At 69.5% G+C, this 23,178-nt stretch carries 16 protein-coding genes; 10 read left to right on the forward strand and 6 right to left on the reverse strand.

Features of this window, described 5'->3' with window-relative positions; translation table 11 throughout:
* Entirely contained in the window at positions 1–801 is an 801-nt protein-coding gene (locus JOY88_RS04325; RefSeq protein ID WP_293500653.1) for an NRDE family protein, read from the forward strand.
* A gap of 18 nt (positions 802–819) precedes the next feature.
* Here JOY88_RS04325 and JOY88_RS04330 read toward each other — a convergent pair whose 3' ends face one another.
* Entirely contained in the window at positions 820–1,947 is a 1,128-nt protein-coding gene (locus JOY88_RS04330) for an NHL repeat-containing protein (RefSeq protein WP_293500654.1), read from the reverse strand.
* A 229-nt stretch (positions 1,948–2,176) separates the two neighbouring features.
* Between JOY88_RS04330 and JOY88_RS04335 the strand changes: the two genes are divergently transcribed.
* Positions 2,177–3,547, forward strand: coding sequence for a hypothetical protein (locus tag JOY88_RS04335; RefSeq protein ID WP_293500656.1), 1,371 nt, complete (start codon positions 2,177–2,179; stop codon positions 3,545–3,547).
* A 49-nt stretch (positions 3,548–3,596) separates the two neighbouring features.
* Here JOY88_RS04335 and JOY88_RS04340 read toward each other — a convergent pair whose 3' ends face one another.
* The 5 genes from JOY88_RS04340 to JOY88_RS04360 form a co-directional block, all read right to left on the reverse strand.
* The gene (locus tag JOY88_RS04340; protein WP_293500657.1) at positions 3,597–4,100 is read right to left on the reverse strand and encodes a PEP-CTERM sorting domain-containing protein; all 504 of its coding nucleotides are present in this window, start codon (positions 4,098–4,100) and stop codon (positions 3,597–3,599) included.
* Positions 4,101–4,409: 309 nt separating this feature from the next.
* Entirely contained in the window at positions 4,410–7,652 is a 3,243-nt protein-coding gene (locus tag JOY88_RS04345; RefSeq protein ID WP_293500658.1) for an efflux RND transporter permease subunit, read from the reverse strand.
* 21 nt (positions 7,653–7,673) lie between these two features.
* Positions 7,674–8,837 (reverse strand): efflux RND transporter periplasmic adaptor subunit, encoded by a 1,164-nt coding sequence (locus JOY88_RS04350; protein ID WP_293500660.1) that lies wholly within the window; start codon positions 8,835–8,837, stop codon positions 7,674–7,676.
* Between the two features lie 148 nt (positions 8,838–8,985).
* Positions 8,986–10,089 carry a chorismate synthase gene (aroC, locus tag JOY88_RS04355; RefSeq protein ID WP_293500662.1) on the reverse strand — a complete coding sequence of 368 codons (1,104 nt, stop codon included), beginning with the start codon at positions 10,087–10,089 and terminating at the stop codon, positions 8,986–8,988.
* A gap of 28 nt (positions 10,090–10,117) precedes the next feature.
* Entirely contained in the window at positions 10,118–11,704 is a 1,587-nt protein-coding gene (locus JOY88_RS04360) for a methyl-accepting chemotaxis protein (RefSeq protein ID WP_293500664.1), read from the reverse strand.
* Positions 11,705–11,903: 199 nt separating this feature from the next.
* Between JOY88_RS04360 and uxaC the strand changes: the two genes are divergently transcribed.
* The 8 genes from uxaC (at position 11,904) to JOY88_RS04400 (ending at position 23,127) form a co-directional block, all read left to right on the forward strand.
* A complete protein-coding gene (gene uxaC / locus JOY88_RS04365; RefSeq protein WP_293500666.1) occupies positions 11,904–13,301 on the forward strand; it encodes a glucuronate isomerase in 1,398 nt (465 codons plus the stop codon).
* Positions 13,302–13,304: 3 nt separating this feature from the next.
* Positions 13,305–14,927 (forward strand): UxaA family hydrolase, encoded by a 1,623-nt coding sequence (locus JOY88_RS04370; RefSeq protein WP_293500668.1) that lies wholly within the window; start codon positions 13,305–13,307, stop codon positions 14,925–14,927.
* 20 nt (positions 14,928–14,947) lie between these two features.
* The gene (locus JOY88_RS04375) at positions 14,948–16,408 is read left to right on the forward strand and encodes a tagaturonate reductase (RefSeq protein WP_293500670.1); all 1,461 of its coding nucleotides are present in this window, start codon (positions 14,948–14,950) and stop codon (positions 16,406–16,408) included.
* 59 nt (positions 16,409–16,467) lie between these two features.
* Complete coding sequence (locus JOY88_RS04380) at positions 16,468–17,766, forward strand: MFS transporter (protein WP_293500672.1); 1,299 nt, start codon at positions 16,468–16,470, stop codon at positions 17,764–17,766.
* A gap of 78 nt (positions 17,767–17,844) precedes the next feature.
* Complete coding sequence (locus JOY88_RS04385) at positions 17,845–19,107, forward strand: porin (RefSeq protein WP_293500674.1); 1,263 nt, start codon at positions 17,845–17,847, stop codon at positions 19,105–19,107.
* Between the two features lie 35 nt (positions 19,108–19,142).
* Positions 19,143–21,293 (forward strand): glycoside hydrolase family 28 protein, encoded by a 2,151-nt coding sequence (locus tag JOY88_RS04390; protein ID WP_293500676.1) that lies wholly within the window; start codon positions 19,143–19,145, stop codon positions 21,291–21,293.
* A gap of 132 nt (positions 21,294–21,425) precedes the next feature.
* Positions 21,426–22,118: a GntR family transcriptional regulator gene (locus JOY88_RS04395; RefSeq protein WP_293500678.1), complete on the forward strand. Its 693-nt coding sequence runs from the start codon at positions 21,426–21,428 to the stop codon at positions 22,116–22,118.
* 37 nt (positions 22,119–22,155) lie between these two features.
* The gene (locus JOY88_RS04400; RefSeq protein WP_293500680.1) at positions 22,156–23,127 is read left to right on the forward strand and encodes a sugar kinase; all 972 of its coding nucleotides are present in this window, start codon (positions 22,156–22,158) and stop codon (positions 23,125–23,127) included.
* The last annotated feature ends 51 nt before the right edge of the window (positions 23,128–23,178 follow it).

A 23,178-nucleotide genomic window follows, 5' to 3' on the forward strand; every position in this document is an offset into this window, starting at 1 on the left:
ATGTGTCTCGCCGCCCTAGCGCTCGGGGCACACCCGCGCTTTCCCCTCGTCATTGCCGCCAACCGCGACGAGGTCTTCGGCCGCCCCACGGCGCCCATGGCGTGGTGGACGGCCGGTGGCGTCGACCTGCTGGCTGGGCGTGACCTGGAGGCCGGCGGCACCTGGCTGGGCCTCACGCGCGCGGGCCGGCTCGCGCTGCTGACCAACGTCCGCGAGCCGGACAGAAGGTTGGACGGCGCGCCGTCGCGCGGCGAACTCGTCGTCGAGTGGCTGGCCGGCCGGGACGAGGCCCCGGCCTTCGCCAGACGGCTGCGGCCGGGCTACAACGGCTTCAATCTCATCACCGCCGATCTGGCCCGCGGCGCCTGGCACTGGATCAGCAACCGCGCGCCCGCGCCGGTCGCGCTGGAGCCGGGCCTGCACGGGCTGTCCAACGCCGCGTTGGACACGCCCTGGCCCAAGACAGTAGGCCTCAAGGCGGCCCTGGCCCAGGCCATTGGTGGCGCCGCCGACGCGCAGCAGCTCGTCGCTCAGCTCATGGACGCCCTGGCCGACGCCACGCCCGCCCCCGACGCCGCGCTCCCCGACACCGGCGTCGGCTTGATCCGCGAGCGCCTGCTGTCGCCGCGCTTCGTGCGCATGCCCGACCCCGGGCAGCCCGCCCTGGCGCGCTATGGCACGCGCTGCTCGACCGTGCTGGTGCGCGAGGCCGGTGGCCGCACGCTGGTTGTCGAGCGCAGCGTCACGGCCGCCGGCGGGTGGCTCGTGCCCGTCGAACACAGGCTTGCCGCCTGGCCCTGAGCCCCAGCCGCGCCGGGCTCAGAGATCCAGCCCGGCATCAATGGGCGGCGTGCCCAGCCCGGTGAAGTCGCCGATCAGCTTGGCGTCATAGGGCCCGTTGAGCTGGTTGAAGCCCCTGCCGGCGACATTCAGCATGCCCTGCTGGAAGACGATGTTGCTGCCCGCATCGATCTCGATCACCCGGTTGTTGAACTGGTCGCTGATCAGCGTGTTGCCATTGGCGAGCCGCACGGCGCGCGTCGGCAGCGGGTTGGAGTTGCTGCCCGCCATCGTGTTCGTCACGTACTGCCAGACGATGTGGTCGCGCGGGTCCAGCTCGACGATGCGGTTGTTGTTGGAATCCGTAATCAGCGTGTTGCCGCTGGGCAGCCGGCTCGCGAAGGCGACGCCGCTCAGGCTGCCGCCCGCGGTGAACTGCTTGACCAGGCCGCCCCGCGGTGTGACTTCGATCGCCCGGTTGTTGTTCTCGTCGGCGATCAGGATGTTGCCGTTGTCCAGCAACTCGGCGCTGTTCGGGTTGTTCAGCTGGTTCGGGCCGCTACCGGACACGCCGGTGGTGCCGTACTGCCACACCAGGTGCATCCGGCGGTCGACGACGATGATCCGCTGATTGGCCTGGTCGGTAATGATGACGTGCAGACCCGCCTCGCCCTGGAAGCCCTTCAGCGCCGCGGCCTGCACCGGCGTGTTGAGCTGGTTCGCGCCCGCGCCGGCCACGCCGGCCTGACCGTACTGCCAGACGATGTGGCCACCGCGATTCACCAGCATGACGCGGTTGTCCGGGCAGCCGTTCACGGGATCCGAGCAGCCCGGCAGCGGCGGCGAGCTGGGCGGTATGCCCGTGCCGGATATCAGCGTCAGCTCACCGTAGCGCTCCGCGTCATTGACGCCGACCACGCTGGTCGGCCCGGCATGGTCCGACCCGTCGCCGAATTGCCAGGTGACCGCATGCGTCGTCGGGTCGACGACGATGACGCGGTTGTTGAACTGATCCGCGATCAGGATCTGCCCGGTGTTCACCGCATGTGACGCTGGTTGCAGCGTCGACACGCTTTCGTCGGCTCCGCCGCCGCCGCAGGCGGGCAACAGCGCGGTGATGGTCAGGCCAGACAGCAGCGTCAGGCTCGGTAGGTGGCAGCGCTTCATGGCGTCCTCCATGCAAACCCAGCACACGTACCAGCCGTCCGGCATGCATCCGCTGGGTCAAAGCAGCCTACGCCCGGCGGGCGCCATCCCATAGCCCACTCTGGGTCGATGGAAAAGTCGACGGCAACCGAAGCACGCCGCTGTCTCCGACGAAGACCGTGGCCCGGCGTAAACCCCTGCCCGCGTCGTCACAAGCCCCCCGGCGGAGCCGCGACACAATCCGGCCGCCGTGTCAGCCGCCATCGCCCTCCCCCGCCGCGCGCCGCCCGACCCGCGCCTGCTGCAGCGTAGTCTGCTGCTGGCGGCGCTGCTGCATGTATGGCTGGTGCTGTTCTTCGGCAACGCCATCGGCACGGCGGCGCCAGGCCGGGGGGTGTGGGGCAGCCTCACCGTCCAGCTGCTGAGCCGCAGCGGCGGCACCACCACGATGCCGCCGGGCGAGCCGGTACGGGAATGGCGCGACAACGGCGCCCATGGCAAGGGCCCTCAGCCTCGCCAGGGCGGCCGGGTTCGCCCCGCCGCGCCGGCGGCCGCCGACCCCGGTGCCGCCGAACTGGGTCGCTGGAATCCACGCGACGTGGCGCCGGAGGCGGCTCGCACCGACGAAGCCTCGGCCGCACCACCCAGCACGGCGACACTGGACCTGCCCGAAGGTTTCAAGCCCATAGCGCGCGAACCCCTTGCCGCGCCCGCGCACCACCGTGTCGCCATGCCGGCACCGGCCATCGAGCTGCCGGCCGCCATCGGCCGGCTGGAGGCCCGCCCGAGCACAGACCTCGTGCCCCTGCCCCCGACCGCCAGCCTGCGCACCCTGCCACGACCGGCTGCCCTGCCCCCACCGCCCGGCGAGTTGCCTGCACCGGTCAGTCGCCTGGAGGCCGCGCCCCCTCCCGCACGGGCCGCCATGCTGCCCCGGGCGGCAGAATTGCGCGCCGCCCCGCCGGCCGCCGCCCTTTCCGTCGGAACGGCCCTGCCCGCCACGGTTCAACGCCTGGAGGCGCCCGGTGCCGAAGGGGGCGTGGTCGCGCCGCTCAGCCGGCCCAGCGGGCTGCGCGCACCGGCCGCGCCCCCATTGCCGAGCGGCCAGGATCTGCCCGCCCCGGTGCAGCGGCTGGAGTCGACGGACGGCGGCGTCGCGCCGCTACAGCCGGCGCCCCAGCAGCGCGCGGTGCCGGGCGCATCTGCCCCGCCGGAGCTGTCCGACGCGCTGCCGGGCCAGGTGGCCATGCCGGCGGGCCCCGCCGGACTCGCGAAGGGTGACCCCGCGGCCGACCCCTTCGCCGCGCCAAAGGCCGCGGCCGGATCGCCTGACGCCGGCCCACGCCTCGGGCCCGACCTGGCCCTGCCGCCCAGCTCTGCCGCCAGCGCGCCGCGGGCACCGCTGAACCTGTCGCTGCCGCGCGGCGGCGACATCGCGGCCCGCCGCGGCCCCGGCCTGGTCGACCTGCTGCCCCAACCGCCCGAACGCAAGTCCAGGCTGGAGCATTCCATCGAGAACGCCGCCAACCAGGACTGCCGCAAGGCCTACGCCAACACCGGCCTCCTGGCCGCGCTGCCGCTGGCCGTGGACGCGGCGCGTGGCAAGGGCTGCAAGTGGTGAGGGCCCTGGCCGCGATCGCAGAGGCATGGCCCTCGGCCAGGCCCCGAGGTCAGCGGCGGCGGATGATGCCCAGGCCCAGCAGCGCAAGGCCGGCCAGGACCAGGCTGGTGGGCTCGGGCAGGCGGTTGGGATCGCGCACGGTGAAGTCCAGCGGGCCGCTGGAGAATTCGCAGCCATAGTTCCGCAGGTTGGAGTTCAGGCACTGCCCGGCCGTGCTGATGAAGCCCGAGCCTTCTGCCACGGCCTGGAAGTCCAGGATGAAGAGCGAGGGGTCCAGTGTCCAGTCGACGCCCTTGCCCAGCGTGCCGATGGCGATGTTTGTCAGTTTCAGGAATGGCGCACCATCCGCCAGGCTCCCGCCGCCGGAGCCTCCGGCATCGACCTCGCTGGTCGTATCGCCCGTGAGGATGACCTCGACCTGGAAGGTCTGGCCCAGGATCAGGTGGTTCAGGTCCACGCCCCCCACGCCTTGCATGACAAGGACCGGGGCGGCGCTCGCGGCCAAGGTCGAAAGGACCAATGCGGCGGCGGCGAAGACGGTGCGCAGGTTCATCTTGATCTCCAGGCTGTTCGCCGACCACAAGCAAACTCCGGGCCAATCAACGCATGCCCCATGAAGCACCAGGCCTGCGAGTCCGGGGCTGTAAAGCCCGTCGACACCCTGGCGCGCGGCCTCTGAGCAACCCACCCCCGCTCGCGCGGGCCAGGTGTCCTGGAAGAAAACCAAACTTTCAATTCTGAAAGTCGCGTTCTTTAAGTCGCCTTCTTGGGAGTTCGGCGATGAATCTGAAAAAAAAGGGCCGGTCACCGAAGCGACCGGCCCAGGCGCGTGAGCGCTCGAGGGATGGGGTTCAGGCCAGGCTCATTCCTTGTCCGCCGGCATGGCGCCGGGCATGCCGTGCTGCGGCAGGACCGAGGCGACATCCTGCGCCGCCGGCTGGGCAACCTTCTTCTTGTCGCGCACCAGGTAGCTGTAGAGCACCGGCACGACGACAAGCGTCAGCAGTGTCGACGTGATGACGCCGCCAATGATGGCCCGGCCCATGGGTGCCTGGATCTCCCCGCCGTCATTCAGCGCGATTGCCATGGGCAGCATGCCGAAGACCATGGCGGCCGTCGTCATGATGATGGGGCGCATCCGGGTCAGGCCGGCCTCGCGCAGCGCCTCGGCGACCGTCGCGCCGGCCTTGCGGGCGTGGTTGGCGAAGTCCACGAGAAGAATCGCGTTCTTCGTCACGAGGCCCATCAGCATGACCAGGCCGATCATCGAGAACACGTTCAGCGTCGAGCGCCACAGCAGCAGGGCCAGCATCACACCGATCAGCGCCAGGGGCAGCGAGGCCATGATGGCGATGGGCTGGATGAAGCTGCCGAACTGGCTGGCCAGCACGATGTAGATGAAGATGACAGCCAGGCCCATGGCCGCGAGCAGGCCGTTGAAGGCCTCGGCCTGCTGCTTGCCGGCACCGTCCACCTTGAAGCTGATGCCCGGGGGCAGCTGCGTGGACTTGATGAGCTTCTGCACGTCGGCGTTCACGTCGCCACTAGGGCGACCCTGCACACCGGCGAACACCGCCTCGCGGCGCTGCAGGTTCTCGCGGCGGATCACCTCGGGGTTGAAGACCGGCTCGATGGTGGCGACCTGGTCCAGCGCAATGGGCGCGCCGTCCTTGGAGAAGGCCACCGGCAGCTTGGCCATCTGCTCGACGCGCTCGCGCTGCTCGCGTGGCAGGCGCAGCAGCACCTCGACCTGGTTGCCGTCCGGCGTCGTCCAGTAGGTTGCCACCTCGCCGTTGACGTAGGCACGCAGCGACGCGGCGACCTGGGGCGCGGTGAGGCCGAGCTCGCGGATGGCCGAGCCCTTCAGCCGCACGGCGAAGGCCGGCAGGCCGGGCTTGACGGTGGTGTCCACGTCCACGATGCCGGGGATCTGCTTGAGCTTGGCGGCGAAGTCGTTGGCCGTCTGCGTCAACACCTCGGAGTCGGCGCCCAGCAGCGTCACCCAGACGGGCTTGTTGTTGCCCACGCTGACCTCGACGCCCGGCAGCCGGGCGATGTCGGCACGGATGGCGTTCTCCACCTCCTTCATGCTTCTGCTGCGCTCGCTGCGGTCCACGAGGTTGATGTTCAGCGCCGCCTGGTTGCGGCCGGTGGCCATGTTGTCGCCGGTGGCGCCGACGACGGTGGAGACCGTCTTGATCTCGGGGTAGGCGCGCAGCAGCTCCTCCACCTGCAGCACCTTGGCGTTGCTGCGGTCCACGCTGGATGCGTTGGGCAGGCGCAGGTTGATCTGCGTGAAGCCGTTGTCGGTCTCGGGCACGAACTCGCTGCCCACCATCGGCGCCAGCATCAGCGCCGCGACGAAGCTGCCCGCGGCGCCCCACATCACCAGGCCGCGCGGCGTCAGCGTCGCGAAGCGCAGCACGCGCTTGGCCGTCCTGATGCGCTTGCCGTCGGCATCGAAGGGGCGGCCATAGGCGGGCACGGGCGGCACGAAAACGCGGTAGCGGCGGCCGGAGAAGGCCCAGGCGATCAGGCGCTCGTAGGCATCGTGCAGGCGCTCCATGCCCCAGTCGGTGGCGCGGATCATGTGGCCGAGGACGGGCCAGTGGCGGATGCGCGCGCTCGGCGGGTCGCGCCAGACCGAGGACAGCATCGGGTCCAGCGTGAAGCTGACGAACAGGCTGATCAGCACGGCCACGGCGACCGTGATGCCGAAGGGATAGAAGAAGCGGCCGATGATGCCGTTCATGAAGGCCACGGGCACGAACACCGCGCAGATCGCGAACGTGGTGGCCATGACGGCCAGCCCGATCTCGTTGGTGCCGTCGGCGGCCGCGGTGTGGTGATCCTTGCCCATGCCGACATGGCGGACGATGTTCTCCCGCACGACGATGGCGTCGTCGATCAGCAGGCCTATGCACAGCGACAGCGCCATCATCGTCATGAAGTTCAGCGTGAAGCCGAACGCGTAGACGGCGATGAAGCTGGAGATGACGGCGATGGGCAGCGTCAGGCCGGTGATGATGGTGGAGCGCCAGCTGTGCAGGAACATGAAGACGATGGCCACGGTCAGCAGCGCACCTTCGATCAGCGTGTGCTTCAAACCCTTCAGCGAATTCTTGACCCAGTCGCTGTTCGAGTAGATGACGCGCAGCTCGACATCCTTGGGCAGCACCTTGCGCAGCTCCGTCACAGCCTCCTGGACCGCATCGCCGGTGGCGACGATGTTGGCGTCCTGCTGCTTGAAGATGTTGAAGGTCACCGACGGCTGGCCGTTGATGCGGGCGATGCTGTCGCGCTCACGCTCGCGCTCTACCAAGGTGCCCAGGTCACCCAGCGTCAGCGCCAGGTTGCCACGGCGCGCGACAACGATCTGGCTGAAGGCCTTGGGATCCTTCACGCGCCCCTCGACGCGCAGCGTTGCGTCGGTGTAGGCGTCGGACAGCAGGCCCACGGGCTGGTCGGCGTTCGCTTCGGCCAGCGCCTTGGATATCTCGGCCGGCGTCACCCCGTAGGCGCGCAGCCGCATGGGGTCGAGGTCGATGCGCACCTCGCGCGTGACCATGCCGCCCACGTCCACCTTGGCCACGCCCTCCACGCGCCCCAGGCGCTTGGCGACGATCAGGTCGGCCATCATCGACAGCTCGCGGGCGCCGCGGTTGGGCGACAGCAGCGCCATCACGATGATGGGCTGGGCGTTCTCGCCCTGGTAGCGGACGACCATGGGCGGCTTGGCGTCCTTGGGAAACGCCGCCTGCGCCTGCGAGACGCGGTCGCGCAGGTCCTGCATCGCGCGGCCCATGTCGGCGTTCAGGCTGAACTCGACGTTGGTCTGCACCCGACCCTCGAAGCTGCGCGACTGGATGCGCTCGATGCCGGCGATGGTGTTCAACGCCTCTTCAAGCGGCTTGGCGATCTCGCGCTCGACGGCTTCCGGGCTGGCGCCCGGATAGCGCACGTCGATGTAGGCGCCCGGCGGCGAAATCTCGGGCATCTGCTCGACGCCCAGGCGGACATAGGCAAACATGCCCAGCACGCACAGCGCAACCATGACCATGGTCGCGAACACCGGGTTCTGGATGGAAACTCGGGTGATCCACATGGTGGTGCCCTCCCTGTCTTGTTATTGCGTCACCGTCGCCTGGCCTGCGGCCACGGCGATCTTGGACTTGGCCGACACGATGACGGCCTTGTCGCCTTCCTTCAGGTTCTCGAAGCGCGCGCCCAGCACCTGAGCGTCGGGCTTGATGCCGTTCAGGATCTCGATGCGACCGTCGCGGGCGTCGGTGCGGCCCGTCGTGACGATGCGGCGCGCCAGCACGCCGTTCTCGATGAGCCAGACCTGCTCCTGGCCGGAGTTGCGCGTGATGGCCGTGGTCGGCAGCGTCAGGCGCTGCCTGTCGTCCTCCAGCACGGCGGTCGCGACGGCGTACTGGCCGGCACGGTAGATCTCCTTCGGGTTGTCCAGCACCAGCGTCACGCCGATGGAGCGCGTGCCCGGCTCCGCACTGGGCGCGATGCGCGCGATCTTGGCGTCGACCGGCTGATCGACGCCCTCGACCCTGATCTTGACGGTCATGCCCGGCTGCAGGCGGCTCACCTCGTGAGTGCCGACCAGGCCGGCCAGTTCCAGCTTGGCCAGGTCGACGATGGTCAGGATCTGCTGCTCTGCGGCCAGCTTCTCGCCCGGCAGCGCATGGCGCTTGGCGATGACGCCGTTGATGGGCGCCACCAGGGCCGCCTGGCGCATCGTCACCTGGCTGGTGTCGAGCTGGGCCTTGGCGGCATTCCAGTTGGCGCGGGCCGATTCATAGGCGGCGCGGGAGTTGTCCAGCGCCGTCTGCGCGATGAAGTTCTTGGCCGCCAGGCCCTCGTTGGCCTTGTAGCTGCGCTCGGCCTGCTCCATCAGCGCCCGCATGGCCTCCACGCTGGCGCCGCGCTCGGCGATGCGGTAGCGCAACTCTTCCAGGTCCACCTGGCCCAGCGCCTGGCCCGCACGCACGCGGCTGCCTTCGGCCACCGCCAGGTTCAGCAGCGTGCCGTTGGACTTGGCGCGCACCACCACCGTGCCCGGCGCCACCAGCGGGCCGCTGAATTCGATCTGTGCCGGCATGGCGGCCAGCGTTGGCTTGACGACCTCGCTGGGCACGAACTCCAGCACCGTCTGCGGCTTGCCCTCGCCCGGCTTTTTCGGGCCGTCGCCCTTGCTGGCCATGACGGCCACGCCGGCGCCACCCACCACCAGCACCATGGCGGCAATGCCACCCAATTTCCAAGACTTCCGCATGACTCCCCCAAACGCTCTCTGATACAGACCTTTGCAGTCTAGAAATGAGAGCACCGCGGTGCAGCGGGCTTGTGACGAAACGCGGTTTGCGAGGGCTGAGCTGCACCGGCCGGCGATCAGGCCGACGCCGGCGCGGACGAACTGCAAGTCAGGTGGGACGAGCGGCCGGAATCGGGGCTATCGGAAGCACCACGTCGCCACATTGCGCTCTATGACGAAGGGCATGGTCCATCAGCACCAGGGCCAGCATGGCCTCGGCGATGGGCGTGGCGCGAATGCCCACGCAGGGGTCATGGCGACCGAAGGTTTCCACCGTCGCCGGATTGCCGGCGCGGTCGATGCTGGCCTTGGGCGAGCGGATGGAACTGGTCGGCTTGATCGCGATGCTGGCGACGATGTCCTGGCCGGTGGAGATACCGCCCAGCATGCCGCCCGCATTGTTGCTGGCGAAGCCTTCCCGGCTCAGCTCGTCGCCATGCTCGGTGCCCTTTTGCGCGACGACACCGAAGCCCGCGCCTATCTCCACGCCCTTGACGGCATTGATGCCCATCAGCGCGTAGGCGATGTCGGCATCCAGCTTGTCGAACAGCGGCTCGCCCAGGCCCACCGGCACGCCGGTAGCCTCGACACGGATGCGCGCGCCGACGGAATCGCCGGCCCGGCGCAACTCGTCCATGTAGACCTCGAGCTGGGCGATCTGGCTGGCGTTGGCAGCAAAGAAGGGGTTGTTGCCGACGTGCTCCCAGCCCTCGAAGGGAATCACTATGGAACCCAGCTGCGTCATGCAGCCGCGGAACTCGGTGCCATAGGCCTGCTTCAGCCATTTGCGGGCCACTGCGCCTGCGCCCACCATGGGTGCCGTCAGCCGTGCCGACGAGCGGCCGCCCCCGCGCGGGTCGCGCACGCCGTACTTGCGCCAGTAGGTGTAGTCGGCGTGGCCGGGGCGGAAGGTGTCGAGGATGTTGCCGTAGTCCTTGCTGCGCTGGTCGGTGTTCTCGATGAGCAGGCAGATGGGCGTGCCCGTCGTGACGCCGTCGTAGACGCCGGACAGGATTTTCACGGCGTCCGGCTCGTTGCGCTGCGTCACATGGCGGCTGGTGCCGGGGCGGCGACGGTCCAGCTCGGGCTGGATGTCGGCCTCGCTGAGCTGCATGCCAGGCGGGCAGCCGTCGATGACGCAGCCAATGGCCGGCCCATGGCTCTCGCCAAAGTTGGTGACGCGGAAGAGTTCGCCGAAGGTGCTGCCTGACATGGGTTCGCTGGGCCTGATTGCGGCCAGTTTACTGGCGCAAGGCTTCGCCGTCCGTCAAGCGAAACACCGCGACGGCGTCCACCAGTCCACGCGCCTGCGCGGTCAGGCTGGCGGCCGCCGCGGCGGTTTCCTCGACCAGCGCTGCATTCTGCTGCGTCGTGCGGTCCATGTCCTGCACGGCCGCGCCGACCTGGTCGATGCCGGCTCGCTGCTGTTCGCCGGTGCTGGCGATCTCGTCCATCGCCGACGCGACGCGGCGCACCGCGGCGTGCAGCTCCTCCATCGCGCCGCCGGCCGCCTGCGCCAGACCCACGCCCTCGCCGACCTGGCCACGACTGGCGTCCACCAACTGGCGGATCTGCTTGGCCGCCGCCGCGCTGCGCTGCGCGAGGCTGCGCACCTCGGCTGCGACGACCGCGAAGCCGCGCCCCTGCTCGCCGGCACGCGCCGCCTCCACGGCCGCATTCAGCGCCAGCAGATTGGTCTGGAACGCCAGCCCGTCGATGAGGCCGGTGATCTCGGCGATGCGGTTCGAGCCGTCGCGGATCTCCACCATCTTGTCGACCGCTTCACGCACGACGCCGCTGCCGCGCTCGGCCTGGCTGCCGGCCTGGCCGGCCAGCTGGCCCACCGCCTGCGCGCGGTCGGCGCTCTGGTGCACGGCGGCGCCGAACTCCTCCAGCGTCGCGGCCGTCTGCTGCAGCGCGCTGGCCTGGCGCTCGGTACGCTGGCTCAGGTCGATGTTGCCCTGGGCGATCTCCTGCGCCGCGCCGGCCACCTGCTCGGCGCCGCCGCGCACGTCGGCGATGACGGCCGCCAGCGCGTCGCGCATCTTGACGAGATGGGCCACGAGGCTGTCCCGATCGCCCTCGCGCAACCGCAGCCGACTGCCCAGGTCGCCTGCCGCGATGCGCTCGACGAAGTCACGCGCATCGGCCGGCTCCGCCCCCAGCGCGCGCGTGATGCGGCGCGTGACGACCCAGGCCGCCACGCCGGCCAGCGCCACGGCTGCGACCACCATGGCGGCCAGCCACTGCGTCTGGCGCGCCACCAGCACCGCGCCGGCCTCCACGCGCTGCCGCGCCGCAGCCTCGCGCATCTCGCCCAACTTCACCATCTGCTTGCGCACCGCCACGTGGAGCGGGTCGGTGGTCTTGTTGAGCTCGGCGAACGCGGCCTCGTCGTCGCCGGCCGCGGCAGCCTGCTGCAGGCGCTGCACGGACTCCAGGTAGCGCGGCCAGGTGCGGCCGAACTCGTCAAGCAGCTCGCCGTGCTCGGGCCCCTCCGCGTGCGCCCGCTCGAACTCCACGGCACGGACGATGTCGTCGGCGCTCTTCCGGTTCAGCGCCACGGTCTCCGCGCGCGCCGCGGAGTCGTGCTTCAGGATGTAGGGATAGCTGCGGCGAAAATGCGTGGCCGCCTGCCAGGACGCGTTGCGCAGCAGTGCCAGCGGCACCACCTCCGCCTCGTACATGCGCGCCTGCATCGCGCTCAGCTCGCGCAGCCGCAGCAGGCTGAAGCCGCCGATCGCGGCAATCAGCACCGCGGCCAGGCCGAAGGCCAGCAGCAGCTGGCTCGAAATCTTCCAGGGCCTTGCGGCCGTTTTCGCTTGCATGTCGCGTTCCTGTAGCGGACGAGGCCGGCGGCCCCATCGATGCGGTCGGCAACGCGACGTCGCGATGCCTGTTGTAAAGCAGGGTTGGTCCCGCTTGCCGATCTGAAATATCAGAATTATTCTATTGATATTTCAAAAGCCCGAAACGGCCGCGAAGACAGCGGCGCACCGCCTCCCCCTCAGCCCCAACCGCACAGACATGCATCCCGACTTCCTGGACCAGGATTTCCTGCTCGACACCCCCACCGCCCGCCAGCTCTATCACGACGTGGCGGCCGAGCTGCCGGTGATCGACTACCACTCGCACCTGCAGCAGGGCGAGATCGCCGAGCGCAAGCGCTTCAGGAACCTGGCCGAGCTGTGGCTGGGCGGCGACCACTACAAGTGGCGACTGATGCGCAGCGCCGGCGTCACGGAGGACTTCATCACCGGTGACCAGCCCGATGAAGCCAAGTTCCATGCCTTCTGCCGCGTGCTGCCGCTGGCCGCAGGCAACCCCATCCACCACTGGAGTCATCTGGAGCTGCGCCGCCTGTTCGGCATCGACCTGACGATCAACGCCGCCAACGCCGCCGAGATCTGGAAGCGCGCCAACGCGCGTCTGGCCGAGATGGACTGCTGGAGCTTCCTGGAGCAGGCCAAAGTCGAGGTCGCGTGCACGACCGACGACCCGGCCGACGACTTGGCCCAGCATGCCGAGATCGCCGCGTCGGCGCTGAAGACCCGCGTGCTGCCGGCCTTGCGCCCGGACAACGCGATGCGCATCAACAAGGATGGCTTCGTCGACTACCTGGGCCGGCTGTCGCAGGCCAGCGGCATCGCGATCACCTCGTTCGAGAGCCTGGTCGCCGCGCTGGACAACCGCGTCAGCTTCTTCCACAGCCGCGGTGCGCGCATCTCCGACCACGCCATCGACGGCGCGCTGCCGGTGGGTGCCACGTCGCCCGCGCAGTGCGAGGCCTTGTTCGCCAAGCGCGTGCGCGGCGAGCAGCTGACGGACGCCGAACAGGCCGCCTACCAGCGCGGCCTCCTGGAGGCGCTGGGCCGCAGCTACGCCCGCCACGGCTGGGCCATGTGCCTGCACATCGGCGCGCAGCGCAACAACAACCGCCGCCGCCTCGCGACGCTGGGCCCCGACACCGGCTACGACTCCATCGCCGACTTCACGACCAGCGCTGGCCTGGCCGACCTGCTGGACGCACTGGACGCCGACGGCCAGTTGCCCAAGACGCTGCTGTTCAACCTGAACCCGGCGATGAACGAGGTGCTGTCGACGCTGATCGGCGCCTTCCAGGACGGCAGCAGCGCCGGCAAGCTTCAGTTCGGCCCGGCCTGGTGGTTCAACGACCACAAGGACGGCAACCTCGCCCAGCTGCAGACGCTGGCCAACCACGGCGTGCTGGGCACCTCGGTGGGCATGGTGACGGACTCGCGCAGCTTCGCCTCCTACCCCCGCCACGACTACTTCCGTCGCCTGCTGTGCCGCCAGCTGGGCCAATGGGTCGCCGCCGGCGAGTACCCGGCCGACATGGACGCGCTCTCGCAGATCGTGCGCGGCGTCTGCTACGACAACGCCAAGAACTACTTCGGGTTCTAAGTCATGAGCACAAACGGCGATTCCCTGCAGAAGATCCTCTGCATCCATCCGGATGACGACATGCTGGTCGCACTGGACGACCTGGCCCAGGGCGAGGTGGTGCGCTGGGAGGCTGAGAGCTTCCTGATCGGCACGCCGGTCTCCCGCAAGCACAAGTTCGCGCGCCACGCCTTCCAGAAGGGCGACCTGCTGCGCCTGTATGGCGTGCCGGTGGGCCGCGCGACGCAGTCCATCAAGCGCGGCGAGGCCGTGACGACCGAGAACCTGGAGCACTACGCCGCCGAGGTCGAGATCGGCGCCAGCGCCCCCTACCACTGGACCGCTCCGGACGTGTCCGAGTGGAAGGACGCCACCTTCCCCGGCGTCGTGCGCGCCGACGGCCGCATCGGCACGGCCAACTACTGGCTGATCTTCCCGCTGGTGTTCTGCGAAAACCGAAATGTCGAACACCTTCGCAACGCGCTGGAGCGGCCGCTGGGCTATGCCGGCGACGACCTGGCCGCGTTCACGCTGTCGCTGCTGAACGAGGACATGGCCGCCCCTGCGCCACGTGCGCGGCCGTTCCCCAACGTGGACGGCATCCGCATGATCACGCACAACGGCGGCTGCGGCGGCACCCGCGCCGACGCGCGCGAGCTGTGCAAGATCCTGTCGGCCTACGCCGACCACCCCAACGTGGCCGGCGTGACCGTGTTCAGCCTCGGCTGCCAGAACGCGCAGATCTCGATGTTCAAGGAGGCGCTGACGCGCCAGAACCCGAACTTCGACAAGCCGCTGCTGGTCTACGAGCAGCAGAAGTGGGACGGTGGCGAGCAGGCCATGATGCAGGCCGTCGTGCGCGACACGCTGGCCGCGCTGGCCGAGGCCAACAAGGCCGAGCGCCGCCCGGTGCCACTGTCGGCGCTGAAGATCGGCGTCAAGTGCGGCGGCTCGGACGGCTTCTCCGGCATCTCGGCCAATCCGACCATGGGCCAGGTCTCCGACATGGTCGTGGCGCTGGGCGGTTCGTCCATCCTCGCCGAGTTCCCGGAGCTGTGCGGCGTCGAGGCCAACCTGATCGAGCGCTGCGTCAACGATGACGACAAGCGCCGCTTCCTCGGCCTGATGCGCGACTTCGAGGCCAAGGCGCTCGCGGTCGGCACGCATTTCGCCGATAACCCCAGCCCCGGCAACATCCGCGACGGCCTCATCACCGACGCGATGAAGTCGGCGGGCGCGTCCAAGAAGGGCGGCAGCTCACCCATCGTCGCGGTGCGCGACTACGGAGAGTCCACGCCCGACCAGGGCCTGTCGCTGCTGTGCACGCCCGGCAACGACGTCGAGTCCGTCACCGGCATCGTGGCGTCGGGTGCCAACGTGGTGCTGTTCTCCACCGGCCTGGGCACGCCCACCGGCAACCCCATCGTTCCGGTGCTGAAGATCGCGTCCAACAGCCGCGTCGCCGCGCGCCTGTCCGAGCTGATCGACTTCGACTGCGGCCCCGTCATCGACGGCAAGCCGCTGCCCGAGGTGGCCAACGACCTGTTCAAGCTCGTCGTCGACACCGCGGCGGGCCGCTACCGCGCCAAGGCCGACCGCCTGCAGCAGTACGACTTCATCTTCTGGCGCCGCGACATCTCGCTGTAACGCCCTCTCCTGCTTCTCCCATGGACACTCTGCACCGCACCGCGCCCTTTGCGCGGCCCATCAAGTTCCTGCAGTTCGGCGAAGGCAACTTCCTGCGTGCCTTCATCGACTGGCAGATCGACCTGCTCAACGAGCGCACCGGCCTGGACGCTGGCGTCGTCGTCGTGCGTCCCACCGACCGCTCCACGCTGCCCCTGCTGGACGCGCAGGGCGGACTGTTCACGACGCTGATCCGCGGCCTGGACGACGACGGCCAGCCGGTACGCGAGTTCCGCCAGGTCGAATGCGTGCAGCGCGAGCTGGACCTGAACCGGCACTTCGACGACTACCTCGCCGAGGCGCGCCGCCCAGGCCTGCGCTTCGTCGTGTCCAACACCACCGAGGCGGGCATCGCCGTCAACGACACCGACCGCTACGAGGACCGCCCGGCCGCCAGCTTCCCCGCCAAGCTGACGCGCTGGCTGCACGAGCGCTGGCGCCATTTCGGCGGCACGCCGGAGTCCGGCGTCGTGCTGCTGCCCTGCGAGCTCATCGACGACAACGGCCCGGCGCTGAAGGCCGCGGTGCAGCACTTCGGTCGGCTGTGGGCGCTGGAGCCCGGCTTCTCCGTCTGGCTGGACCAGGCCTGCACCTTCTGCTCCACGCTGGTGGACCGCATCGTCACCGGCTACCCGGCCGACGAGATCGCCGCGCTGCAGGACGAACTGGGCTACAGCGACCAGTTCCTCGTCACGGCCGAACATTTCTACCTCTTCGTCATCCAGGGACCGGGCTGGCTGGCCGACGAGCTCAAGCTCGCCGGCGCCGGCCTGAACATCAAGCTGGTCGACGACATCCGTCCCTACAAGCAACGCAAGGTGGGCGTGCTCAACGGCGGCCACACGGTCATGGTGCCCGTGGCGCTGCTGGCCGGCGTGGACAGCGTCGGTGCCGCGATGACCGACGCGCAGATCAGCGCCTTCCTCGTCGACACGCTGGAGCAGGAAATCATGCCCTCGCTGCCGCTGCCGCGCGAGGAGCTGGCACCCTTCGCGGCCGCCGTGCTGCGGCGCTTCCGCAATCCCTACATCCACCACCGCCTCGAGTCCATCGCGCTGAACAGCTGGGCCAAGTTCGCCGCACGCGTGCTGCCGCAGCTGCTGACCTACCAGGCCCGCCAGGGCGCGCTGCCGGCCCGCCTGGTGCTGGCGCTGGCGGCGACCGTGCGCCTGTACCGCGGCGATCGCATCGCGCTGTCCGACGACGCCGCCCATCTCGAATGGTTCGCCGCCGCCTGGGCCGACGTGGATGCGGACCGGCTGACGCGCCAGGAGCTGGCACGGCGCGTGCTGGCCCGCGAGGCGCTGTGGGGCCGCGACCTGAACGAGATCCCCGGCTTCACCGCCGCGCTGGGCGCCGCGCTGGCGTCGATCGACGAAGCCGGCATGCGCGGCGCGCTGCACCGGCTGGATACCCCGCAAACGGCCGCAGAGCCGGCGTGACCAAGGGCCGCCCGGCCACGGGCGGCCATGAATGAAAACGAGTCGTTGGAGACAACCTGATGCGAAAGATCAAAGGACTGCGGTGGTGGATGGTCAGCCTCGTCACCACGGGGCTGATCGTCAACTACCTGGCCCGCAACACGCTGTCGGTGGCCGCGCCCACGCTGATGACGGAGCTGAACATCAGCACCGAGCAGTACGCGCACATCGTCGTCGCCTGGCAGCTGTGCTACGCCTTCATGCAGCCCATCGCCGGCTACATCGTCGACCTGATCGGCACCAAGCTGGGCTTCGCGATCTTCGCGCTGGCCTGGTCGCTGGTGTGCGCTGGCGCGGCCTTCTCCACCGGCTGGGCCAGCCTCGCCTTCTTCCGCGGCGCCCTGGGCGCCAGCGAGGCCGCCGGCATCCCCGCCGGCGTGAAGGCTGTGACCGAATGGTTCCCGGCCAAGGAACGCTCCGTCGCCATCGGCTGGTTCAACATCGGCTCGTCCATCGGTGCGCTGCTGGCGCCGCCGCTCGTCGTCTGGGCACTGCTCAACGGCGGCTGGGAGACGGCCTTCATCATCGTGGGCGTCGTCGGCATCGTCTGGACCTTCCTGTGGATGCTGTTCTACCAGCACCCGCGACGCCACGGCGGCCTCTCGGAGGCCGAGCGCGAGCATATCGTCGGCGGCCAGGAGGCCCAGTACAGCGACCCCAATGTGCGCAAGCGCCGCTGGACCGAGATCATCACCAGCCGCAACTTCTGGGCCATCGGCCTGCCACGCATCCTGTCGGAGCCGGCCTGGCAGACCTTCAACGCGTGGATCCCGCTCTACATGATGACGGAGCGGCACATGAACCTGAAGGAAGTGGCGATGTTCGCATGGCTGCCCTTCCTGGCCGCCGACATCGGCTGCGTGCTGGGCGGCTACCTGAGCCCGTTCTGCCACAAGCACTTCAAGGTGTCGCTGCTGACATCGCGCAAGATCGTCGTCGTGTTCGGCGCGATCTGCATGGTCGGCCCCGCCTGCGTCGGCATCGTCGCCAGCCCCTATGCGGCCATCGCGCTGCTGTGCGTGGGCGGCTTTGCGCACCAGACGCTGTCGGGCGCGCTGTACTCGGTCACGTCGGACATGTTCGGCAAGCATGAGGTCGCGACTGCAACCGGCATGGGCGGCATGATGGGCTACCTGGGCGCCGCCGCCTTCACGCTGGTGTTCGGCGTGCTGGTCACCAAGATCGGCTATGCGCCGCTGTTCGTCGTGCTGGCGGCCTTCGACCTGGTCGCCGCCGCCATCGTGTGCCTGATGGCGCGCGAGCACCTGCGCGCCGCCCCCGAGCCCACGCCTGCCGGCACCGCAGCGGCAACGTCCTGAGCCCCCCTTTCCCTCCGCCAGGCCCCGGCTGCACCGGAGTCTGGCTTCACCCCCTCCCATCCCTTCCAGGAGACAACGATGACGACACGCAACAGCTTCCAGCGCTGCACGCTGGCAGCGGCCGCGGCGACCCTGCTGGCCGCCCCACTGGCAGCGCGGGCCGACCTGCCGCCGGTGACGTTCAAGCCCTATGGCTTCATCAACGCCGAACTCGAGTCCGTCCAGGCCTCGGGCGGCACGACGCCTTACCAGCAGCGCGGCCGCGTGACCGACGGCAACTCGCGCCTGGGCGTGCTGATGAGCTTTGCGGTCGACGCCGAGCTCAAGGCCGTGTTGCAGATCGAAGCCAGCCTGAACAGCTTCGACCAGGGTGGCGTCAGCGACACCGGCTCGACCTCCACGCTGACCTCGCGCAACAGCTATGTCGGCCTGGAGCATGTGCGCTTCGGCAAGTTCCTGGTCGGCAACTATGACTCGGCCTACCGCAGCCTGGTCGGCTCCGGCGGCGAGCTGGGCGGCAACCTGGGCCTGAGCGTGCAAGGCCTGGACCTGTGGAACAACACCTCGGCCCAGCTGACCGGCAACAACTACAGCGTGTTCAGCCGCGGCGAAGCCCGGCTGAAGAACTCGGTCCACTACTTCTCGCCCGAGTGGAAGGGCCTGCAGGCGGCCGTGTCCTACGGCCTTGACGAGGCGCGCAGCGGCGGCCTGAACCGCGGCCGCGCATCGCTGGGCGTCAAGTACCGCATCGGCGCGCTGCAGGTCGGCGTCGGCTTCGACCAGCAAAGCAGCACCGGCGTGGACGTCGCGCGCGGCGAGCAGGGCTGGGGCTTCCGCCTGGCCGGCCAGGATGGCGCGTCCGCGCGCTACACCAAGCTGGTCGCGAGCTACCAGCTGCCGACCAAGACCTACATCGGCGCCGGCATCGAGCAGGCCCGCTACGGCTTCCAGCAGTTCGTGCCGCCCGCGCCGGGCAGCATCTACCCGCAGCTGCTCAACGGCAGCATGAAGCAGACCGGCCTGATGGGCTCCGTCGCCCAGCCCATCGGCGAGCACGCCACGGTGATGCTGTCGGCAGGCCGCATCGGTCGCCTGTCCAATGCCGCCGTCGGCAGCCCCGACGACTACAAGGCCACCCAGATCTCGCTGGGCGCCAAGTACAAGATCAACGACCTGCTGACGACCTACGTCTACGGCACGCGCATCCGCAACCATGCCCAGCAGAGCGTGAACCTCGGCCAGGCGCCGCTGTTCAGCGCCAACCTCGGCAGCCCGGACGCCTACCTGTCGCCCGGCGACAGCCCGCGCGCCATCGGCATCGGCCTGATCGCGAGCTTCTGACGCCGCGCCCCCCTCCACTGCACCCCATTTTGAGGATGTCCATGAAGACCTCCATGACCCTTGCCACGCCCAAATCGGGCCAATCCCGCAGCGCCTCCGCGCTGCTATGCACCGTCGCCGGCCTGAGCCTGCTGGCGCTCGCCGCCTGCGGCGGCGGCGGCGGCGCCAGCAACCCCGGCGCGGTCAGCTATGAATCGGCCAAGCCCTTCCAGGTCGGCACGACCAGCTTCGACCCCGACCTGCCGCCCGAGCCGTCGCTGCCCAGCGACGCGCAGGTCTGCGCGACGCTGGAAGCCAGCAACACGCTGGTCAAGCGCCCTGATGGCGCGCTGCCGCCCGAGGCCGACCCGTCGGTCGCCGGCGTTGGCGTCGCCGCCGACCCGGCCAAGGTGAACCCCGACCAGGCCCGCATCCAGGCCGCGCTGGACGCCTGCGGCGCCGCAGTGGACGCCGAGGTCGGCGCCAAGATCGCCGCGGCCGACGCCGCGGCCACCGCCGCGCAGAAGGCCGCCAACCTGGCCAACGTCAACATCGCCGGCGCCACCGGCGAGGAACTGGCCAAGCCCGAGTACCGCGCCAGCAAGTTCGCGGTGCGCCTGGTGACCAACAAGAGCGGCCCCGGCAACGGCTTCATCAGCGGCCCGCTGACGCTGCCCTCCGGCGTGACGCTGTGGATCGACAAGGGCGTGACGCTGTTCGCCACCCGCGACGTGACGCGCTTCTCGCCCGTCAAGGCCGGCCCCTACTGCGGCAACACCGCGGTCAGCGCCAGCAAGGCCGGCAGCTCGGGCAACTGCTCGGCGCTGATCAACGGCAACAACCTGGTCAACTCGGCCGTGGTCGGCGACGGCAGCATCGACAGCCGCGCCTACGCCGAGATCGTCACCACCAACAAGCTTTACCCGCTGATGAAGGTGGACATGACCTGCTCCAACACCTACGTGTCCTACGCCAAGGACCAGCAGGCCGCCGACGGCACCTCCTGCGACAACGGCGGCACCTTCGTGGACTCCAAGAGCTCGGCCCGCAACATGACCTGGTGGGACCTGGCCTATCTGGGCAACATGGTGCAGAACGGCACGACGGGCTACGGATCGCAGTCCAACTTCCGCATGATGGTCTTCAACTACGCGAAGAACCTGACGCTGTACCGCGTCACGCTGAACAACAGCGCCAACTTCCACGTCGTGCCCGCGGGCGTGGACGGCTTCACCGTCTGGGGTGTGAAGGTGCAGACGCCGTCGCAGGCAGCCTTCGCCAACCCGGCCGGCAACGGCAACCCGCTGTACACCGGCGCGACCTTCGACGAGGACAACGTCAAGAACACCGACGCCTTCGACCCCGGTTCGGCCAGCAAGCCCACCGCCGGCAAGCTGAGCACCGGCAGCGCGACCACCTCGGCAGCCAACATCTCCTTCGACGGCTACCTGAAGAACGTCGTGTTCGCGTACAACTTCATCTCGACCGGTGACGACGACATCGTGCTCAAGGGCAGCAACAACCCCAGCCCCGCGGGCTCGGGCCTGCCCGGCATCGACGGCAATCGCGACGTGCGCAAGGACCGCAAGTACGGGATCATGATCGCCCACAACCACATCTACTGGGGTCACGGCATCTCGATCGGCAGCGAGACCAACGCCGGCGTGAAGAACGTCTACGTCTACGACAACAGCTTCGACGGCTCCGAGGAAGGCCTGCGCATCAAGTCCGACTACGCGCGCGGCGGTGAGGTCAGCAACGTCTATTACAACAACATCTGCATCCGCAAGACGATCAACGCGCTGCTCTTCACGCCCTACTACAGCACCAAGGCGCTGCCTGCCGGCGGTCCGCTGATCCCCAACTTCCACGACATCTACCTGAGCAACGTCAGCATCCAGGGCAAGACCAACGTGAAGCTGATGGGCTTCCAGGCCAACACCGGCGGCTACACCAACCCGCAGTACCCGCTCGTCATGACGATGACCAACGTGGTCACGGACACGCCCAACGGCATGGACCTGATCTCGTCCGACGCCAACCTGACGCTCAGCGGCGTGAACCTGCCCATCCTGCCGGATGCCGCCCGCCGCATCACCGTCAACGGCATGGCGACGCAGGCGGTCGACCCGTCCAAGATCGTGGACTGCAGCCGCGCCTACGTGGACTTCCCGTCGCTGACCAGCCCCAACGGCACCGGCTGGTAAGCCGCGATGCGGGGCTGGCTATCGAAACCCCGAGGGCCGGCCCCGCCCGGGCGATTCCATAATCCATAACGTACCGACGCGCGGCCTGCGGGTCGCGCCCCCTCAACCCCGTCGACGATGCTTCCAAACGCCGTGAACGGCACCGCCACCACCGCAGCCCGCCGCGTCTACCAGGATCTGCGCCACCGCATCCTGGAGATGGAAATGCCGCCCGGCATGCGCATCATCGAGCGCGATATCGCCGCCGAGCATGGCGTCAGCCGCACACCCGTGCACGAGGCCGTGCAGCGCCTGGCCGAGGAAGGCCTGATCGAGATCATGCAGCGCTCCGGCACCTTCGTTGCGCGCATCCCCATCGACCAGCTCGAAGAGGCCATGCTGGTGCGCACTGCCTTGGAGATCGCCGTTGTCGAACGCGCCGCCAGGCGCGTCGACGCCGCCGGCCTCGCGGCGCTGCAGGCCATCCTGGAACGCCAGCGCGACTGTGTCGCCGCGGCCGACATGGCGGGGTTTCACGCCACCGACGAAGCCTTCCACGCCACGCTGGCCGACATCGCCGGCTTCCCCGGCGTGTGGCTGACCATCCTGCAGGCCAAGACGCAGATCGACCGCTTCCGCCGCCTGACGCTGCCCATCGAGGGCCGCATGGCGGGTGTCGTCGAGGAACACACCGCCGTCGTCGAGGCGCTGTCGCGGCGCGACCCCGCCGCGGCCAGCGACGCGATGCGCGAGCACCTGGACCATGTGCTGCCCGTCATCGAGGCCACGCGGGCGTTCCGTCCCGACTACTTCGTCAATCAGTCGCTGTCCGCCACAGGCCGCTGACCTGCCGGCCGCGGCGCAGACCGAGGCCCCCTCCACCATGAACTCTCTCGCCCCCAGCGCCACGCGGGCGCCGATGGCCGTCGCCGTCGGCGAATGCATGATCGAACTCAGCGACGCCGGTGCCGGCCTGCTGCGCCAGGCCTTCGGTGGCGACACGCTGAACACGGCCGTCTACCTGGCGCGCCTGGCCGGCGACGCCTACCGCGTCGGCTACGCCACGGCCCTCGGCGACGCCGACTTCTACAGCGCCGCGATGCTCGAAGCGTGGCGCACCGAAGGCCTGGACACGACCTGGGTCCAGCGCCGCGCCGGCGAACTGCCGGGGCTCTACACCATCCAGGTGGATGCCCATGGCGAGCGCCGCTTCGCCTACTGGCGCAACGACAGCGCCGCGCGCCGCTACCTGTCCAGCGACGCCAGCCCGCTGCTGGCCCGCGAGGCCGACATCGACCTCCTCTACGTCAGCGGCATCAGCCTGGCCATCCTGCCGGAGACCGACCGCGCACGGCTGCTCGCACTGATGCAGCGACTGCACGCGCGCGGCGCCTGCGTCGTGTTCGACAACAACTACCGCCCGCGACTGTGGCCCGACGCCGCCGTCGCGCAGCGCGCCTATGCCGACGCCTACGCGACTGCCAGCGTCGCGCTGGTGACGCTGGACGACGAGATGGCGCTGTTCCCCGGCAGCGGCGGCGAAGACACCGCACTGGCGCAGTGCCGCGCACGCTGCGGCGATGGCACGGAGCTGGTCGTCAAGCGCGGCCAGGCAGACACGCTGGTGGCCCGGCTGCCGGGCGAGTTCCAGGCCGTGCCCACGCGGCGCGTCGAGCGCGTCGTGGACACCACGGCGGCCGGCGACTCCTTTGCGGCCGGCTACCTGGCGGCACGGCTGCACGGCCAGCCTCCCGCGGTGGCCGCGGCCGCCGGCAACGCGCTGGCCGCAACCGTCATCCAGCACCGTGGTGCCGTCATCCCGGCCGAGGCCATGCCGGCGGCGCTGTGGCCCTGACCTCACGCACCAGCGACAAGCGGCCCCTGGGGCCGCTTTCTTTTTTGCCCG

The organism is Roseateles sp., assembly GCF_019237615.1.
Taxonomy (GTDB): Bacteria; Pseudomonadota; Gammaproteobacteria; order Burkholderiales; family Burkholderiaceae_C; genus Pelomonas.

Excerpts from the sequence above, each read along its gene's own strand:
- JOY88_RS04325 (WP_293500653.1), top strand. The coding sequence starts at position 1 with ATGTGTCTCGCCGCCCTAGCGCTCGGGGCACACCCGCGCTTTCCCCTC.
- JOY88_RS04330 (WP_293500654.1), bottom strand. The coding sequence starts at position 1,947 with ATGAAGCGCTGCCACCTACCGAGCCTGACGCTGCTGTCTGGCCTGACC.
- JOY88_RS04340 (WP_293500657.1), bottom strand. The coding sequence starts at position 4,100 with ATGAACCTGCGCACCGTCTTCGCCGCCGCCGCATTGGTCCTTTCGACC.
- JOY88_RS04345 (WP_293500658.1), bottom strand. The coding sequence starts at position 7,652 with ATGTGGATCACCCGAGTTTCCATCCAGAACCCGGTGTTCGCGACCATG.
- JOY88_RS04350 (WP_293500660.1), bottom strand. The coding sequence starts at position 8,837 with ATGCGGAAGTCTTGGAAATTGGGTGGCATTGCCGCCATGGTGCTGGTG.
- aroC (WP_293500662.1), bottom strand. The coding sequence starts at position 10,089 with ATGTCAGGCAGCACCTTCGGCGAACTCTTCCGCGTCACCAACTTTGGC.
- JOY88_RS04360 (WP_293500664.1), bottom strand. The coding sequence starts at position 11,704 with ATGCAAGCGAAAACGGCCGCAAGGCCCTGGAAGATTTCGAGCCAGCTG.
- uxaC (WP_293500666.1), top strand. The coding sequence starts at position 11,904 with ATGCATCCCGACTTCCTGGACCAGGATTTCCTGCTCGACACCCCCACC.
- JOY88_RS04370 (WP_293500668.1), top strand. The coding sequence starts at position 13,305 with ATGAGCACAAACGGCGATTCCCTGCAGAAGATCCTCTGCATCCATCCG.
- JOY88_RS04375 (WP_293500670.1), top strand. The coding sequence starts at position 14,948 with ATGGACACTCTGCACCGCACCGCGCCCTTTGCGCGGCCCATCAAGTTC.
- JOY88_RS04380 (WP_293500672.1), top strand. The coding sequence starts at position 16,468 with ATGCGAAAGATCAAAGGACTGCGGTGGTGGATGGTCAGCCTCGTCACC.
- JOY88_RS04385 (WP_293500674.1), top strand. The coding sequence starts at position 17,845 with ATGACGACACGCAACAGCTTCCAGCGCTGCACGCTGGCAGCGGCCGCG.
- JOY88_RS04390 (WP_293500676.1), top strand. The coding sequence starts at position 19,143 with ATGTCCATGAAGACCTCCATGACCCTTGCCACGCCCAAATCGGGCCAA.
- JOY88_RS04400 (WP_293500680.1), top strand. The coding sequence starts at position 22,156 with ATGAACTCTCTCGCCCCCAGCGCCACGCGGGCGCCGATGGCCGTCGCC.